Consider the following 16,148-nt stretch of genomic DNA (forward strand, 5'->3'; position numbering starts at 1 on the left):
AATAAAAAACGGTCAACTACTTGACCGTTTAGTGACTATTAGATTTTAGCTTAAATAATGAAAAGCTTCAATTATTTATTCTTTTTGTTCAGAATAATATGCATTTTCAAGACGTTGATAACTACCTGGCTCTGCCTTTTCAATTGCCGTAGCGATAGTGTCTAATGCTTCTTTATAATTATATTCATCGTAAAGCTGCATTGCCTTCTTTTGTGCTTGCTTAATTGAATCTTTATCAGCATATTTATTTGAGTACTGCATAGTCAATTCAACCAAGTTGGCAGAATTGATAATATCGTCAGCCTCACGCTTAAGTCGTTCAACATCATCAGATATTTGAATCAATTCGTTAGAAATCTTTTCCATATTAATTCTAACTTGACTTAATTCATCACTAACATGCCCAATTTCATTAACGACCAAGGTATACATTTGAATAAAACTATCTGGATTGCCTGGCAAACTACGTCTTTCAAGTCGGCGATAAACTAATGATACTTCTTGCTTAAAATGTTTAATTGAATCATTAGCCACATTTTCAGAGTCATATAAGCCATCAACATCCGTAGACATTTTTACTTGCTCAGCATCGATCTCACGCAAGCGATCAAGCATTTCTAGCCATGAATCTTGAATTGCAGAATATACGCCTTTGCCATCAGCAATATTTTGCGTATCAACTGTATATTGACGATTCATGTCATTGACTTCTTTTTCAAGTTCTTTGCTTTTTTCAAGTTCGCCGTGAGTCAATTCATAGCTTTCATCAATATGCTGCAACTTTTCAACTAGCTTTTTAGATGCCGTTTGTTGGTAAGAAATCAATGCCAACATCTTGCTTTGATTCTTTTCAACGAAGGGGCGAGCCTTATATTCTTTTGCCAAAACATCGTAAAGTCCATCAATTTCACTAGAAATCTTTTTATTTTCGTTAGCTAATTCATCGACTTTTAATTCTGACAATAATTTGCGTGCACTATCAATCTGATCATGAATGTCTTTAATTCTGCTTAAAACATCAACTTTAGTAATGTAGTACTTTTCTGAAATCATCTTCTTATAAACATTAGATAATTCTTTAAGTTGATCTTGGAAAACAACCTCTAATTGATGGTAGCCTTCTTTAATTTTAGGCAATTGTTTTTGCAAAGCCGCTAAAGACATGCGGATCTTAGATAAAACACGCTTAGCTTCTACGTGATCCCCCTGAGATGAAAGATTCTTAGCCTCTTCAAAATCGCGCTCCATTGAAGCCAATTGATCTTCAATTTGGTCAATTGCTGCACCGTATTCAAATGAATTAGCTAAAACGTCTTTTCTCAATTCACGATAGACTTTAATTAAAGCATCATACTGAATTTGATTTTCTTTATTTGATTCAAGCAATTCAGTAAATACTGCCTTAGTGTTACGTGCATCTTCTAAAGCCGGTTTAATTATTTGCTGTGCTTCTTTTATTTTCTTTCTGGCTTTAAAAAGTTTGTACGTTGCATTTTCATTTGCCGCTTCTTCAACTAATTTTTGTACACGAGGCAATTTCTTAGTTGAAGCCTCTTTATAACTTTTGCGCCAAGTATTTAATGTGGTTAGACTTTCGCCCGCCAAATCCATTTTATTCAGTCGTTTGATATCTTCTTCAAGGTGCATCTCTTCAATTTCATTAAGAGCTGCATCGATTACCTCGACTTCCCGCAGCTGCTTACGATTAATGAGCAACATCGAAGCAACGACTACAATAATAAGGATGACAACGGCGACAATAATAATAGTTTGAATTGATGACATTGTTTATCCTCCAAAACTACAATAATTATAACAAAACATGGCCTAAAGATGTGCAAAAGCTGTTGTATTTCTTGATTTATTATTCTGAACTCTATATAATACTATTCGTGTAAAATATTTGCAGCAATAAGTGACAAGAACGTCAACATCTTGAAACGCTTAAGTGAACGAGTAACCCGCGCTGCATTGGGCGAAAATGTAAATCCAAGATGCACGAATGTTGAACTTATTTGTAATATTTTACTCCAGAAATTATTATTTTAAATTTTATGGAGGATTTTTATGTCAAGATATACAGGTCCAAGTTGGAAACGTTCAAGAAGATTAGGTATCTCACTTTCAGGTACTGGTAAGGAAATCGCACGTCGTAACTACGCTCCAGGTCAACACGGTCCTAACAACCGTGGTCGTTTGTCAGAATATGGCCAACAATTACACGAAAAGCAAAAGTTACGTTGGATGTACGGTTTGAACGAACGTCAATTTAGAACTTTGTTCACTCGTGCTGGTAAGATCCGTGAAGGTGAACACGGTACCAACTTCATGATTTTGCTTGAACGTCGTTTGGACAGTATTGTTTACCGTCTCGGCTTAGCTACTACTAGAGAACAAGCTAGACAATTAGTTAGCCACGGTCACATCACTGTTGACGGCAAGCGTGTTGACATTCCTTCATACGAAGTCAGTGTTGGTCAAACCATTGGCTTGAAGGAAAAGTCAAAGAACTTGCAACAAGTTAAGGATGCCTTAGATGCAGTTAATGCTCGTCCATCATTTGTTTCATTTGATGACAACAAGATGGAAGGTACTCTTGTACGTTTGCCAGAACGTGACGAAATGGAACCAGAAATTGATGAATCACTCGTTGTTGAATGGTACAACAAGTTACTTTAATTTTTACATTTTATTTTGTCAAAAACCTTTCCCAGTATTGGGGAAGGTTTTTTTGTTACAATTAATAGTAATAAAGAAAGGATGATTTTATGAGTGATGATTTAAGTAAACGCGTAGAACAAGCTGCGCAAGGAATAAACCCACAGACTAAGCCTGATGAGCGACGTCGATATTTAGGTTCATTGCGTGAACGTGTTTATGTCCGCATGAACAATACTGAAGTAAAGGACCCAGAACTCACTAGTCTTTTCTTAAAACACATTGACGATTTCAAAGGCTACACTATTTTGATTAATGGCACCATTACTGACGATGGATTGTTAGGTGAAGTTGAAGCAGCTTGCAGCAAGAAAAATATTCCTTTTACCTTAGTTAACAATGAAACTGCTAAAACTGGTCCTGAAGATTCTGCTGTTTTAGTAGTTTCTAAGAATGCAATTAATCGTCAAAGAATTGAAATTACCCAAGTATACGCTCCTGAAATGCCAAAAACTGAATTAAAAGCACCCGAAAAAAAAGAAAGCTTTTGGCATAAACTTTTACATGGTGAAAAATAATGAAACCATTAGCTTATCGAATGCGTCCGCAAAATCTTGATCAGGTCGTCGGACAGCAGCATTTAATTGGTCCTGGTAAAATTATTCGTCGAATGGTTGAAGCCCGTCTTTTATCATCGATGATCCTCTATGGCCCTCCTGGTATTGGTAAAACCAGTATTGCAAGTGCAATTGCCGGTTCCACTAAATATGCTTTTCGAAAATTAAACGCAGCTACTGACGGAAAGAAACAATTACAGCAAATTGCCGCAGAAGGGAAAATGAGCGGTACCGTGATTTTATTATTAGACGAAATTCATCGTTTAGATAAAACTAAACAAGACTTTCTTCTACCCTTGCTTGAATCAGGACAAATCATTTTAATCGGTGCCACGACAGAGAATCCATATATCTCTATCTCCCCCGCTATTCGTTCACGTTGCCAAATTTTTGAATTAAAGCCTTTATCCGCTCAAGATGCTTCAAGCGCAATTGACCGTGCCTTAACAGACAAAGAAAACGGCTTAGGCAATTACCCTGTCGAATTAACTGACGACGCACGTTCTCTTTTAATCGAAAAAGGCAATGGTGATCTCCGCTCTACTTTAAACTCATTAGAGCTTGCAGTATTATCCACCAAGCAAGAATTAAAAGACAATCATCAAGATACAGACTCTATTGTAATTACTCAGCAAGAAATGGCTGATTCCATCCAAATGAAGGTCCAAAACTTTGATTCTTCTGGAGACGGACACTATGATTTGGTATCAGCTTTTCAGAAATCGATTCGAGGCTCTGATACAGATGCAGCTTTGCACTATTTAGCAAAATTAATCGAATCAGGTGACCTGATTTCAATTTGTCAACGTCTTTCCGTCATTGCCTATGAAGATATAGGGCTAGCCAATCCAAGTGCCGCAGAACACGCCATATTGGCCATTCAGGCTGCACAGACCCTAGGATTTCCAGAAGCTCGCATTCCACTTGCCAATGCAGTAATTGAGCTGGCTCTTTCACCTAAAAGCAACAGCGCTATTACTGCCATCGACCGCGCAATTGATGACGTTAAAAATAAAAACATTGGCTCTATTCCAGTTAATTTAAAAGATGCCCATTATTCCGGTGCTAAAAAATTGGGACATGGGGTTAATTATATCTACCCTCATGATTTCGAAAATGATTGGGTTGCTCAACAATACTTGCCAGATAATCTGTTAAATGCAAGTTACTTCACTCCTAAAGGAAATTCTAAAGTCGAAGAAAGATATAAGCTGATTTATCAAAAATTAAAGAAAATGCAGCATGAAAATTTAAATAAGCACTCTAATAGTTAGCGCATCCAATATTGTTGACAAGGCTAATCTGATTGCGTATTATAATAAGTGATCTGAGTTGATCGACAAGCTTAAATGTATAAAGTTGACCGATCAAACTAGAAGACGTGGGAGTTAGCAAATAACTACCGAATCGGAATACTGTCTCGTCACAGGATCCATATTCGCTGCGATGTTAGCTCAAATTTTGAACACTGCGGGTTCAACAAGCGTCATTATGCTTTGTTTAGTCAACTCGGATTTCTTTTGAATATCAGGAAGGCGGTCTTAAAAGGCCGTCTTTTTATTATTGGAGTTAAAATAAATGATAATAAAAATTGTAATGATTGTTTTTATTCTACTTTTGCTTTTGACAGCATGGTATATGTGGCATAGACGAAATGGACATTTTTTAATCTATGACGTAGGCGGCAATCCTCGCTTAACCAACGTCTTAAAATGGACTTCAATTGCCTTGGTAGCTGAAAGTGCAATTGGAATTGTCATCTTATTTATGGGCAACAAATATCTTAACTTGATCACACTATTTCTTGCCTCCCTCACAATTCTTGCTTTCAGTCTTTTAATTACAGATTCCAAAAAATAAAAATATAAACCTTCTAATAATAGATGAAATTTTGGTAAAATAGATATCAGGAAGAGGTGTTTAGAAAATGCTTTCACAATATAAGAATATTCAAGTTTCCGTCGATGGTTCTAAAGAAGCCGATTTAGCTTTCAGCAAGGCCGTTGCTATTGCAAAACGTAACCACGCTACATTGGAAATCTTACACGTTATTGATACTCGTTCCTTCCAAAATGTTTCAAGCTTTGATTCAGCAATGGTAGAACAAGTTTCTAAAGATGCCGAAAAGAGAATGAAGGATTACCAAGCTCGTGCTAACAAGGCTGGCGTAACAGATTCTCATTATTCAATTGAATTTGGTTCACCTAAGACAATTATCGGTCATGATTTTCCTAAGAAGCACAACATTGACTTAATCGTTGTTGGTGCAACTGGTTTAAACGCAGTAGAACGTTTATTAATTGGTAGTGTTACAGAATACGTAACTAGAACTGCTAAATGTGATGTTTTAGTATGTCGTGCCAAAGAAATTGCTAACGCATTAGAAGGCTAATTTCTATATTATTAATCAAAAAAGGTATTTAAGTTCTAAGCTTAAATACCTTTTTTATTTATATTCTAGAAATCACCAGCAGTACTAAACATGTAGTCACGATTGTGGAATTTCATTGATAAAATCAAACCAATACCAATCATGTTTCCTACCAAGGCTGAACCACCTTGAGAAACAAATGGCAATGGAATACCAGTCAATGGTAACAAATCAATATTCATACCAATATTTTCAAATACGTGGAATAAACTCATCATAATAACACCCGTAGAAATGTATGAATAAAATGCATTTCTAGTATTAAATGAAATTTTTACCATTTGAATAATCAGATATAAATAAATCAAAATCAATGCTACACAGCCTACGAAACCGAGGTTTTCTCCAATTACAGAGAACACCATGTCAGAACCACGAACTGGCACATATACGCTGGCTTTACCAAAGCCATTACCAAAAAGTTGACCTGACCCAATCGCCTTCATACTCTGCCATAACTGGTAAGCACCTGATGATGTATCCCCTGATGGATTAAGCCAAGACTTAATTCTTTCAAACTGATATGCCTGGAAGAAATGGCTTAAAAATGCTTGTCCTCCTGGCGTTACCACCATTAGAATAACTGCAATCGCACCAACGATGACTATTCCATATAGAGGAATTATAATCTTCCATGATATACCGGAAACTAATACTACACCACCAACAATCGCGATAAATACCAGCATAGTACCAAAGTCATTCTGCAATTTTAATAGAATTGCTACAGGTGCAAGCCAAGCAACTATTTTACCTAGCAACAACCAATCTGATTTAATTGTATGACCATATTTATCATTATGATCTTTAACTACGCGTGCCAACATCAAAATAAACGCTGGCTTCATTATTTCAGAAGGCTGAAATGTAACCGGCCCTAACTTGAACCAACTTTTTGCCCCAGTATCTGCTGCAACGCTACGATTATAGAAGAACAAAACCGCTATTAACAAGAATATTCCTATCCCAAAGAATATCGGCGCCACCTTAAATAATTGATCAGCATCAAACTGTATTACAATTACGACAATTACAATAGAAATCAGATACCATAATGCCTGCATAACCACAGCTTTAACAGGCAAACCAATATGACTTGGATCCCCTAGTGCAGCTACGTAAATACAATACAAACTGATCAAGGCCAATAGCGCTACGGGAATGATAATATTCCATGCTAATCGGTCAATTAGACTTGTTTTGTTTTCAACTTTTGCCATTAAATAATCACTACTTATATTTTATTTTTCATGCAATGTAAAGTATGAAAGTAAGTCATTGATACTGCTTTCTAGACTATTAGCAAATAATACATTGCTAGTCTTAGTCGTAGTAGCACGATAACGACCTTCAACCTTTTCGATTAAACCAATGGACTTTTTGTTAGGAATGATAACTTCCCAAGTTGGTAAATTCTTACCCTTAAGTTCATTAACTTCAATATCAATATTTTCTAACTTTTTAGACATAAATCCTCCTACTTGCTATCCGAGTGAAACTTAGATGCAATAATTTCATCTTCGTATCTCTCAGGATGTGGATTTCGAAAAACAGTAAAATTATCAGGAACTGGGTCCACCCCACCGCGTACAAATGGGTTACATCTTAATATACGACTAATTCCCATAATTAGCCCTAAAATTGGTCCATATTTTTTCAAAGCATCGATCATGTAATTAGAACATGTGGGATAATACCTACAACTCGGCGGAAATAATGGTGAAATCAAAGTCTGATAAATGCGTACGATAAAAATCAAAATCTTCCGCAAGTAATCTCCTCACTTAGTGTCGTTGATGTTTTTCAATATTCTTAAGCAAAGTACCAGTTCCCAAAGCAACAGCTTCCAATGAGTGATCAGCTGTTAAAACTGGAACTTGCAAGTAATATGATATCAACTTATCAATATTCTTCAATAGTGCTCCACCACCGGTAAGCATGATACCACGATCAATGATATCAGCTGAAAGCTCAGGTGGCGTAGTTTCTAATACTTCTTTAGCCGCTGCAATGATTGACATCAAACCATCTTGCAAAGCATGTTGAATCTCAGGGGCAGTAACTGTAGTTTGCTTAGGTAATCCATCAACTACGTCACGACCACGAACCTTAATTTGTTGATCTTCATCTGGTTCAAATGCACTACCGATTTCAATCTTAATTTGTTCGGCAGTTCTTGAACCGATCAATAAATTATGCTTATTTTTAATGTAGCTAATAACCGCTTGATTCATTCGATCACCAGCATAACTAAGTGACCGTGAAGTAACGATCTCACCCATTGATAAAACGGCAATATCAGTAGTACCACCACCGATATCAATAACCATATTACCTTGTGGTTTAAAAATATCAAGTCCTGCACCTACTGCAGCTACCTTAGGTTCAAAGTCAAGGTAAACTTTGCCACCGCCTGATTTTTCAGCAGCTTGAATAATTGCCTTCTGTTCAATCGAAGTAACTCCTGTAGGAGCACAGATCAAAATATTAGGCTTAGACATAAAGCCTTTTACATTTAACTTTTCAATAAAGTATGACAGCATTTCTTCTGTAATATCGAAGTCCGCAATTACACCATTCTTCAATGGACGAATTACGCGAATATTACCTGGTGTTCTTCCCACCATTTCATATGCCTCTGAGCCAACTGCTACTACTTTATTAGTATCAGTATTAACAGCCACTACAGATGGTTCATTTAAAACTATCCCTTTTCCAGAGACATTGATTAGTACATTAGCTGTTCCTAAATCAATTCCTATATCTCGTGCCACGATAACCCTCCATATTTATTCATCGTCCATTTTACCATAAACAAATAAGAGTTTCCTTTACTATCCTTGTTTTAACACAATCTTTAAAACAAATTGCTTAATTGCATCGAAGTATCGATAAATGTAATTACAAAATTACCAACCAAAAAGCCTAAAGCAATGGCTATAAATAAATATAATAATTGTGTTTCAAACACATGACCTTTACGAATTATTTTTTCAAGTTGCACAGCTTTCATTGCCTGAAAAGACAATCCTATTGTAATCAAATAAATTACTATGCTAATAATGGCATGAACGCCTAACTGAAACATATTCTTTTCCTTTATTTAATAAAAAAGACGGATGCAAAATCTGCATTCGTCTTTTTATCTCTTTTAGTGACCTTTAGTGTTGTAAACACTAATTCTGTTCATTGCTCGTCTTAAAGCAACCTCAGCACGTTCAAGAGTACGCTCATCATGCTTTTCACGTGCTTCCTTTAGACGCTTCTCGGCTCTTTCCTTAGCGGCTTGAGCACGAGATATATCAATATTTCTGGCACGTTCAGCACTATCTGCAATAATCGTAGCTACGTTATTGGAGAATTCAATATAACCACCACTAATAGCGATATGGTCAATTTTTGAATCCATTTCACGCCTACGTTTAACCTTAACTTCACTAATTACTAATGGAGTTAATAAAGGTACGTGATTATACATTATTGAACGTTCACCATCTATGGCACGCACATCAACGATGCTTCCACGATGTGAATAAATCATTCCATTAGGAGTTACAACATCTACTCTAAAAAGCTTTTCTGGATCTGCCATTGGACATCACCCTACTTTTCTAGTAATGCTTTAGCTTCTGGATCACTTGGAGTTACGCCCATTTCTTGTGCTTTCTTCAAAACATCTTCAATTGGACCAACGCCACGGAACGAATCTTCTGGTAAGTCATCAAGATGACCATCCAAGATAAGCTTAAAGCCCTTAATGGTTTCCTTAATTGGAACATATGAACCTGGAACACCAGTAAACTGTTCAGCAACAAAGAAGTTTTGTGACAAGAAGAATTGAACTTTACGTGCACGTGCAACGATCAATTTTTCTTCATCAGACAATTCATCCATACCCAAAACAGAAATAATATCTTGCAATTCATGGTAACGTTGCAAAACATGTTGTACTCGCGTAGCAACTTCATAGTGTTCTTTACCAACAACTTCTGGATCAAGAGCACTTGATGATGATTCAAGCGGGTCTACGGCTGGATAAATACCTTGTTCAACCAAACTACGTTCCAAGTTAGTAGTAGCATCCAAGTGTGCGAATGTGGTTGATGGAGCTGGGTCGGTATAGTCATCGGCTGGAACATAAACGGCTTGAATTGAAGTAATTGAACCCTTCTTAGTAGAAGTAATTCTTTCCTGCAATTGTCCCATTTCAGTTGCCAAAGTTGGCTGGTAACCAACGGCACTTGGCATACGACCAAGCAAAGCTGAAACTTCTGAACCGGCCTGAGTAAACCGGAAAATGTTGTCGATAAAGAGCAAAACATCTTGACCTTCAACATCTCTGAAGTATTCAGCAAGAGTCAAACCAGTTAACGCAACACGCATTCTGGCACCAGGCGGCTCGTTCATCTGACCAAATACCATGGCAGTTTTACTTAAAACGCCTGAAGCTTTCATTTCGAAGTAAAGGTCGTTACCTTCACGAGTTCTTTCACCAACACCAGTAAATACGGAAATACCACCGTGTTCTTGAGCGATGTTGTGAATTAATTCCTGAATAATGGTAGTCTTACCAACACCGGCACCACCGAACAAACCAACTTTACCACCACGGACGTATGGTTCAAGCAAGTCGATAACCTTGATACCAGTTTCAAGGATTTCACGACTAGTAGTCAAATCTTCGTACTTAGGTGCTTCATTATGGATGCTTTCACGAGGGTGATCCTTTGAGAATGCTGGACCACCATCAATTGGTTGACCTAAAACGTTGAATACACGACCTAATGTATCTTCCCCAACAGGAACTGAAATTGGGCCACCAGTATCTTCAACTTTCATACCACGTCGAAGACCATCGGTAGATTCCATGGCGATCGTTCTTAAAACACCATCACCAAGCTCAACTGTAACTTCAAGAACAATACTTTCGTTCTCGGATTTAATTATACGCAAGGCATTGTTAATATCAGGTAAATTCTTATCGATTGGGAATTTTACATCGACAACTGGGCCGATTACTTGAACGATTTCACCTTCACTCAAAACATCTACCTCCTTTTCTTTATTACTCTAAGGCATTTGCACCACTGATAATTTCAGTAATTTCAGTAGTAATTTGTGCCTGTCTAGCACGATTTAATTTCGTAGTTAAATTTGAAACTAAATCCTTAGCATTATCAGTTGCACTCTGCATTGCTGTCATTGAACTAGCATGCTCTGCAGTCTTTGCATCCAAAATAGCACCATAAATGGTTGAACGCGCATACTGTGGTAACAACTTCATTAATACTCTATTAGAATCTGGTTCAATATCATATTCTAATTCTCTATGTGCTTCAGCTTCTTTAACACCAATATCTAAGTCGACAATTGGCAGCATCTTTTCAACACGAAATGCAGATGATAATGAATTTACATGGTGCGTATAACATACATAAAGTTGGTCAAACACACCGTTCAAAAACATCTTGATCGCTGTTGAAACGATTGGCAAAACTTCATCAAAAGTTGGGACATCAGAAACACCATTTTTTTCATAAACAACATTAACATTGTTCTTCTTGAAAAATTGTGCTCCAACTGAACCTACAGCCAAAACTTTAACATCATGACCTTGCGCACGTTCATCTTCAAAGATTCCCATCATGTTCTTAATAACATTACTATTATAAGAACCTACCAAACCACGATCACCACTCACTACTAAAAAGCCAGTAGACTTAATATTTTTTCGTGGTTGAATCATATCAGCAGTAATTCCTAAGCCAAATACATCGGTGTAGTCAATCTTGGCAATATTTCTCTTGTCAATTGCTACGTCTTGTTCACGTAAGCTATCTACCACTTGTGAACTAATTAAACGAGAAATGGTCTTACGAACATGATCGTTATAAATGGTATAGCCTTTATCGCGATCTTCAGTTTGGTTTAACTTTGATGCAGAAACCATTCGCATGGCTTCCGTAATCTTACCAGTTTGCTTAACTGAAGCAATCTTCTTCTTCAACTCAAGTAAAGATGCAGGCATATTCTACCTCCTATTTCTCACTTGGTGCAAAGCTCTCACTAAATTCCTCAATAGCTGCTGACAACTTCTTGTCATCTGGTAATTTACCAGTTTCACGAATTGTCTTAAGCAAGTCAGCATGACTGCTGTCAAAGTTATCAAACAATTCGTTTTGGAAGCGACTAATGTCTTCAACTGGAATAGAATCAAGATAACCGTGAGTCAAAGCATAAAGAATCAAAACTTGTTTCTCAACTGGAATAGGATCATGAAGTGGTTGCTTCAAAACTTCAACAGTTCTTTGACCTCTGTTCAACTTAGCTTGAGTGGCTTGATCAAGATCACTACCAAATTGAGCAAAACTTTCAAGTTCACGATAAGCAGCAAGGTCAGTACGTAAAGTACCAGCAACTTTCTTCATAGCCTTAATCTGGGCGTTACCACCAACACGAGAAACTGAGTTACCAGCATCAATGGCTGGACGAGTACCAGCAAAGAACAAATCACTTTGTAAGAAAATCTGACCATCAGTAATAGAAATTACGTTGGTTGGAATATATGCAGAAATATCTCCCGCTTCAGTTTGGATAATTGGCAATGCAGTCAATGATCCACCACCAAGTTTGTCACTCAACTTAGCACTACGTTCAAGTAAACGTGAGTGTAAGTAGAAGACATCACCTGGGTAAGCTTCACGACCAGGCGGACGACGGAGAAGCAAAGAAAGTTCACGGTAAGCGACGGCTTGCTTAGATAGGTCGTCAAATACGATTAATACATCCTTGCCATTGTACATAAATTCCTCACCCATAGCAGTACCAGCATATGGTGCAATGTATAACATTGGGGCTGGTTCACTTGGGCCCGCTTCAACAACAATGGTGTAATCCATTGCTCCGAAACGCTTTAAAGTTTCTACTTGAGTTCTAACGGTTGATTCCTTTTGACCAATAGCAACATAAATACAAATTACGTCTTGGTTCTTTTGGTTAAGAATTGTATCGATGGCTAAACTAGTCTTACCAGTTTTACGGTCACCAATAATCAATTCACGCTGTCCACGACCAATTGGAACTAAGGCATCAATAGCTTTAATACCAGTTTGAAGTGGTTGGTTAACTGATTGACGGTCCATAACCCCTGGAGCTTTTTCTTCAATAGGACGTGTCTTATCAGATTTAATTTCACCTAAACCGTCAACTGGTTGACCCAATGGGTTAACTACTCTACCGATTAAGGCGTCACCAACAGGAACTGACATAATTCGACCAGTTCTTTGAACACGGTCACCTTCACGGATATTGTCAAATTGACCCAAAATGATGATACCTACATCACTAGAGTCCAAGTTTTGAGCGATACCGTATGAACCGTTATCAAATTTTAATAACTCACCGGCCAATGCATTATTAAGACCGTGAGCCCGGGCGATACCATCACCAACATAAGTTACAACACCAACTTCGTTAATGTCGAGCTTGTCGTCGTAATGTTCAAGTTGTTGCTTGATCAAGGAGCTAATTTCTTCCGCTTTAATGCTCAATGGTTTCACCTCTTTTAATTTTCATCAATTATTTGCGCACGGATCTTCTTCAGTTTATTTTTAACTGATCCATCAATCACGCGATCCTTAACTTGAAGAATCACGCCGCCTAAAATACTTGGATCAACTTTATTCTCAAGACGCACAGCATTCAAGTTGTATTTCTTAGCGAAACCATCACCTAAACGCTTAAGCTGATCATCATCCAACTTCACTGCTGTAGTTGCAGTACCAGATGCGATCTTGTTTTTATCATCATAAAGTACAGCAAATTGATCAATGATATCGACCAAATATGCAAAACGATCATATTCAAGCAGTAAATTTAAAAAAACTTGTACTTCTTCTGAAAAATCTTTTTCAATAGCAGTTAAGAAACCTTTTTTATCCTTACTGTTTAAGATAGGATCACTTAAAACGCTAATAACTTGAGGAGTGGCAATTACTGCCTTTTTCAACTCCATCATTTCGTCATAAACATTATCAAGTACTTTATTATCTTGCGCATAGCCGAACAAAGCGGCACCGTAGCGTGCAGCTACTTCTTCTCTACTTAAAGCCATTAATCATCCAACCCCTTAATAAATTGGTCGACTAAATCTTTTTGGTCTTCAGCAGATAAATTCTTAGCGATTACTTTTTCAGCAATAGCTACAGAAATATCAGCAACTTGATCACGTGCAGAATCCAATGCATCTGATTTAGCCTTAGCGGCTTCTTCATTTGCCTTCTTACGAATTGCTGCAGCATCTTCAATTGCACTTGCTACGATTTCTTTGCCAGTTTTTTGCGCATTAGCTTTAGCGTCAGAGAGAATCTGTGTTGCTTCTTGTCTTGAGTTCTTCAAGGCAGCTTCACGCTCGTTAGCAAGCATTTCAGCCTTTTTGCGATCACTTGCAGCTGAATCCAAGTCATTAATAACTTTTTGCCGCCGCTTTTCCACCATGTCTGATACTGGGCCCCAAGCAAAGTGCTTGATCAGTAACAACAAGATGGCAAAACAAATTAAATACCAGAGTGCGTTACCTAGGTAAATATGATGTGAGGCTGCAAATAATGTTTGAATAGTCATTTACTGCCCTTCTCTCTTTAATACTTAAATCCTTTAGTTTTAAAAAATTTATTAAAGGAAAAGAATCAAGAAGGCAACAACGATAGCTAAAATAGGAACGGCTTCGATCAAACCAACACCGATAAACATTGTTGCTCTTAAGTTACCTGCACTTTCAGGTTGACGAGCCATACCTTCAAGAGTTTTTGAAATAACTTTACCGTTACCCAATGAAGCAGCTAAAGCTGCTAAACCAGCTGCGATGGATGCAGCAAGGTATTTAAAAGCTTCTGACATAAATTTATACCTCCAAAATTTATTCTGTAGTAACCTTCTTACCAATGTAAACCATTGATAAAGTTACGAAAACATATGCCTGGATAGAGCCAATGAAGACAGAGAAACCTTGCCAAATCATGGCCAATGGAGCTGCTAGAATCAATGTAAATGGTCCACCAGCATGTGCTAGATCATTACCAATTAATGTAAGCAAAACTTCACCAGCATAAATGTTCCCATATAAACGTAATGATAAGGTCAAGAAATTGGTAAACTCTTCAATAATGTTAATTGGGAGCATAAAACCAACTGGCTGCGTATAATTCTTTAAATAGCCGCCAACGCCAAATCTTTGTACGCCAAATGTGAACGATAGAAGCAAGGTCATCATTGCAAACGACATTGTCGCTACTGGATCAGCAGTTGGTGACTTGATAAAGACCCAATCATCAACTTTGACTTCCATGAACATACCCAATTGGTTCATGAACCAAATGAAAAGAAATAAAACAAATGCATATAAAGATAGGTGTTTTTGCGCATCTACATCACTAACATTATCTTTAACGATACCATTAGTAAAATCTAGTAAATATTCAAAAACATTTTGTCTTTTATTAGGTTTCATTTCAACTTTTCTTGCAAGCCAAAGGCAGATAAGAAAAACTGCTAAAGCCATTAGCGTTGAACCGATGATCCCAGTAAGATCAAAATTCAAGCCCATGAATTTAAAAACAAATGATTTCTCCATTACTTCGTGACCTCCCTTCTCGTGTTGAATTAAACTCGAACACTTAAATCATCTTAACACCAAAAAAGTCCTTTGTGTAACATGTAAGCGTATTCTAATGAATATTTTTTTACGAAAAGGGAATTACTTAGTTCCGAATAATCTGTCACCAGCATCACCCAAACCTGGGAAGATGTAGCCATTATCCATCAACTTTTCATCTTCAGCAGCTGCGTAAATATCAACATCTGGGTTAGCTTCTTGAACAGCCTTAATTCCTTCTGGAGCTGCTACTAAAACTGCCAACTTGATCTCTTTAACGCCGCGCTTCTTCAATGCAGCAATGGCATCATTTGCTGAGCCACCAGTTGCAAGCATTGGATCAACAACCAAGCATTCACGTTCAGCAATATCCTTTGGAGCCTTGAAGAAGTATTCATGTGGCTTCAAAGTCTTTTCATCACGATACATACCAATGACCGCAATTTTAGCTGATGGTACCATGTCAAGAACACCGTTAAGCATTCCGATACCTGCACGTAAAATTGGCACAATTGTCAATTTCTTGCCAGCAATTCCCTTTTGGACAGTTTTACCCATTGGTGTTTCAATTTCAACATCCTCAAGTGGTAAATCTCTTGTAATTTCATAGGTCATTAATCCACCAATTTCGCCAACAATTCTACGAAATTCATTTGAACCTGTGTCCTTACGACGAATGATAGTTAACTTGTGTTGAATCAATGGGTGATCCAAAACTACGAACTTTCCCATATATGCCTCCTATAACAAATAATCTGATTATAAATATTTTAATCAAAAACTCAAAGGG

20 protein-coding genes are annotated in these 16,148 nt (G+C 37.3%); 5 read left to right on the forward strand and 15 right to left on the reverse strand.

All coding sequences use genetic code 11. The features are described from left to right. Positions 1–75 precede the first annotated feature (75 nt). On the reverse strand, positions 76–1,785 hold the full coding sequence (gene ezrA / locus AADV52_RS04705; RefSeq protein ID WP_014919058.1) for a septation ring formation regulator EzrA: 1,710 nt from the start codon (positions 1,783–1,785) through the stop codon (positions 76–78). A gap of 282 nt (positions 1,786–2,067) precedes the next feature. Between ezrA and rpsD the strand changes: the two genes are divergently transcribed. The 5 genes from rpsD (at position 2,068) to AADV52_RS04730 (ending at position 5,667) form a co-directional block, all read left to right on the forward strand. After that, positions 2,068–2,679: a 30S ribosomal protein S4 gene (rpsD, locus tag AADV52_RS04710; RefSeq protein WP_014919059.1), complete on the forward strand. Its 612-nt coding sequence runs from the start codon at positions 2,068–2,070 to the stop codon at positions 2,677–2,679. 89 nt (positions 2,680–2,768) lie between these two features. Then, positions 2,769–3,236, forward strand: coding sequence for a YueI family protein (locus AADV52_RS04715; RefSeq protein WP_014919060.1), 468 nt, complete (start codon positions 2,769–2,771; stop codon positions 3,234–3,236). Beyond that, positions 3,236–4,549, forward strand: a complete 1,314-nt coding sequence (locus tag AADV52_RS04720) for a replication-associated recombination protein A (RefSeq protein WP_014919061.1) — start codon at positions 3,236–3,238, stop codon at positions 4,547–4,549. The genes AADV52_RS04715 and AADV52_RS04720 overlap by 1 nt, the downstream gene beginning before the upstream one ends. A 304-nt stretch (positions 4,550–4,853) precedes the next feature. Then, positions 4,854–5,135, forward strand: a complete 282-nt coding sequence (locus tag AADV52_RS04725; protein WP_003626176.1) for a hypothetical protein — start codon at positions 4,854–4,856, stop codon at positions 5,133–5,135. Between the two features lie 67 nt (positions 5,136–5,202). Further along, positions 5,203–5,667, forward strand: a complete 465-nt coding sequence (locus tag AADV52_RS04730) for a universal stress protein (protein ID WP_014919062.1) — start codon at positions 5,203–5,205, stop codon at positions 5,665–5,667. Between the two features lie 65 nt (positions 5,668–5,732). Here AADV52_RS04730 and AADV52_RS04735 read toward each other — a convergent pair whose 3' ends face one another. From AADV52_RS04735 to upp, 14 genes are all read right to left on the reverse strand, one after another. Continuing rightward, on the reverse strand, positions 5,733–6,926 hold the full coding sequence (locus AADV52_RS04735) for an FtsW/RodA/SpoVE family cell cycle protein (protein WP_014919063.1): 1,194 nt from the start codon (positions 6,924–6,926) through the stop codon (positions 5,733–5,735). 21 nt (positions 6,927–6,947) lie between these two features. Further along, positions 6,948–7,175, reverse strand: a complete 228-nt coding sequence (locus AADV52_RS04740) for a DUF2969 domain-containing protein (protein ID WP_003626171.1) — start codon at positions 7,173–7,175, stop codon at positions 6,948–6,950. Between the two features lie 8 nt (positions 7,176–7,183). Continuing rightward, positions 7,184–7,477 carry a membrane protein insertion efficiency factor YidD gene (gene yidD / locus AADV52_RS04745; RefSeq protein WP_080588364.1) on the reverse strand — a complete coding sequence of 98 codons (294 nt, stop codon included), beginning with the start codon at positions 7,475–7,477 and terminating at the stop codon, positions 7,184–7,186. A 13-nt stretch (positions 7,478–7,490) separates the two neighbouring features. Then, positions 7,491–8,480: a rod shape-determining protein gene (locus tag AADV52_RS04750; RefSeq protein ID WP_014919065.1), complete on the reverse strand. Its 990-nt coding sequence runs from the start codon at positions 8,478–8,480 to the stop codon at positions 7,491–7,493. Positions 8,481–8,563: 83 nt separating this feature from the next. Beyond that, entirely contained in the window at positions 8,564–8,794 is a 231-nt protein-coding gene (locus tag AADV52_RS04755; protein ID WP_003626167.1) for a DUF1146 family protein, read from the reverse strand. Between the two features lie 63 nt (positions 8,795–8,857). Next, positions 8,858–9,298 (reverse strand): F0F1 ATP synthase subunit epsilon, encoded by a 441-nt coding sequence (locus AADV52_RS04760; RefSeq protein WP_014919066.1) that lies wholly within the window; start codon positions 9,296–9,298, stop codon positions 8,858–8,860. A gap of 11 nt (positions 9,299–9,309) precedes the next feature. Next, complete coding sequence (atpD, locus tag AADV52_RS04765) at positions 9,310–10,749, reverse strand: F0F1 ATP synthase subunit beta (protein ID WP_014919067.1); 1,440 nt, start codon at positions 10,747–10,749, stop codon at positions 9,310–9,312. Positions 10,750–10,771: 22 nt separating this feature from the next. Continuing rightward, positions 10,772–11,734 carry a F0F1 ATP synthase subunit gamma gene (locus tag AADV52_RS04770; RefSeq protein WP_014919068.1) on the reverse strand — a complete coding sequence of 321 codons (963 nt, stop codon included), beginning with the start codon at positions 11,732–11,734 and terminating at the stop codon, positions 10,772–10,774. A gap of 10 nt (positions 11,735–11,744) precedes the next feature. Then, the gene (gene atpA, locus AADV52_RS04775; protein ID WP_012211671.1) at positions 11,745–13,256 is read right to left on the reverse strand and encodes a F0F1 ATP synthase subunit alpha; all 1,512 of its coding nucleotides are present in this window, start codon (positions 13,254–13,256) and stop codon (positions 11,745–11,747) included. Between the two features lie 14 nt (positions 13,257–13,270). Then, complete coding sequence (locus AADV52_RS04780) at positions 13,271–13,819, reverse strand: F0F1 ATP synthase subunit delta (protein ID WP_014919069.1); 549 nt, start codon at positions 13,817–13,819, stop codon at positions 13,271–13,273. Continuing rightward, on the reverse strand, positions 13,819–14,328 hold the full coding sequence (gene atpF / locus AADV52_RS04785) for a F0F1 ATP synthase subunit B (protein ID WP_014919070.1): 510 nt from the start codon (positions 14,326–14,328) through the stop codon (positions 13,819–13,821). Before atpF ends, AADV52_RS04780 begins: the two co-directional genes overlap by 1 nt. A gap of 51 nt (positions 14,329–14,379) precedes the next feature. Then, entirely contained in the window at positions 14,380–14,604 is a 225-nt protein-coding gene (atpE, locus tag AADV52_RS04790) for a F0F1 ATP synthase subunit C (protein WP_005718768.1), read from the reverse strand. Positions 14,605–14,623: 19 nt separating this feature from the next. Further along, entirely contained in the window at positions 14,624–15,337 is a 714-nt protein-coding gene (gene atpB / locus AADV52_RS04795) for a F0F1 ATP synthase subunit A (protein WP_014563875.1), read from the reverse strand. Between the two features lie 123 nt (positions 15,338–15,460). Continuing rightward, positions 15,461–16,090: a uracil phosphoribosyltransferase gene (upp, locus tag AADV52_RS04800; protein ID WP_014919071.1), complete on the reverse strand. Its 630-nt coding sequence runs from the start codon at positions 16,088–16,090 to the stop codon at positions 15,461–15,463. Between the last annotated feature and the right edge of the window lie 58 nt (positions 16,091–16,148).

Source organism: Lactobacillus helveticus, assembly GCF_046109915.1.
Classification (GTDB): domain Bacteria; phylum Bacillota; class Bacilli; order Lactobacillales; family Lactobacillaceae; genus Lactobacillus; species Lactobacillus helveticus.

What these genes read in the sequence shown, in the direction of transcription:
- AADV52_RS04720 (WP_014919061.1), top strand. Translation starts at nt 3,236, where the DNA reads ATGAAACCATTAGCTTATCGAATGCGTCCGCAAAATCTTGATCAGGTC.
- AADV52_RS04735 (WP_014919063.1), bottom strand. Translation starts at nt 6,926, where the DNA reads ATGGCAAAAGTTGAAAACAAAACAAGTCTAATTGACCGATTAGCATGG.
- AADV52_RS04715 (WP_014919060.1), top strand. Translation starts at nt 2,769, where the DNA reads ATGAGTGATGATTTAAGTAAACGCGTAGAACAAGCTGCGCAAGGAATA.
- AADV52_RS04780 (WP_014919069.1), bottom strand. Translation starts at nt 13,819, where the DNA reads ATGGCTTTAAGTAGAGAAGAAGTAGCTGCACGCTACGGTGCCGCTTTG.
- AADV52_RS04730 (WP_014919062.1), top strand. Translation starts at nt 5,203, where the DNA reads ATGCTTTCACAATATAAGAATATTCAAGTTTCCGTCGATGGTTCTAAA.
- AADV52_RS04770 (WP_014919068.1), bottom strand. Translation starts at nt 11,734, where the DNA reads ATGCCTGCATCTTTACTTGAGTTGAAGAAGAAGATTGCTTCAGTTAAG.
- ezrA (WP_014919058.1), bottom strand. Translation starts at nt 1,785, where the DNA reads ATGTCATCAATTCAAACTATTATTATTGTCGCCGTTGTCATCCTTATT.
- atpE (WP_005718768.1), bottom strand. Translation starts at nt 14,604, where the DNA reads ATGTCAGAAGCTTTTAAATACCTTGCTGCATCCATCGCAGCTGGTTTA.
- upp (WP_014919071.1), bottom strand. Translation starts at nt 16,090, where the DNA reads ATGGGAAAGTTCGTAGTTTTGGATCACCCATTGATTCAACACAAGTTA.
- AADV52_RS04760 (WP_014919066.1), bottom strand. Translation starts at nt 9,298, where the DNA reads ATGGCAGATCCAGAAAAGCTTTTTAGAGTAGATGTTGTAACTCCTAAT.
- AADV52_RS04725 (WP_003626176.1), top strand. Translation starts at nt 4,854, where the DNA reads ATGATAATAAAAATTGTAATGATTGTTTTTATTCTACTTTTGCTTTTG.
- atpF (WP_014919070.1), bottom strand. Translation starts at nt 14,328, where the DNA reads ATGACTATTCAAACATTATTTGCAGCCTCACATCATATTTACCTAGGT.
- rpsD (WP_014919059.1), top strand. Translation starts at nt 2,068, where the DNA reads ATGTCAAGATATACAGGTCCAAGTTGGAAACGTTCAAGAAGATTAGGT.
- atpB (WP_014563875.1), bottom strand. Translation starts at nt 15,337, where the DNA reads ATGGAGAAATCATTTGTTTTTAAATTCATGGGCTTGAATTTTGATCTT.
- AADV52_RS04740 (WP_003626171.1), bottom strand. Translation starts at nt 7,175, where the DNA reads ATGTCTAAAAAGTTAGAAAATATTGATATTGAAGTTAATGAACTTAAG.
- AADV52_RS04755 (WP_003626167.1), bottom strand. Translation starts at nt 8,794, where the DNA reads ATGTTTCAGTTAGGCGTTCATGCCATTATTAGCATAGTAATTTATTTG.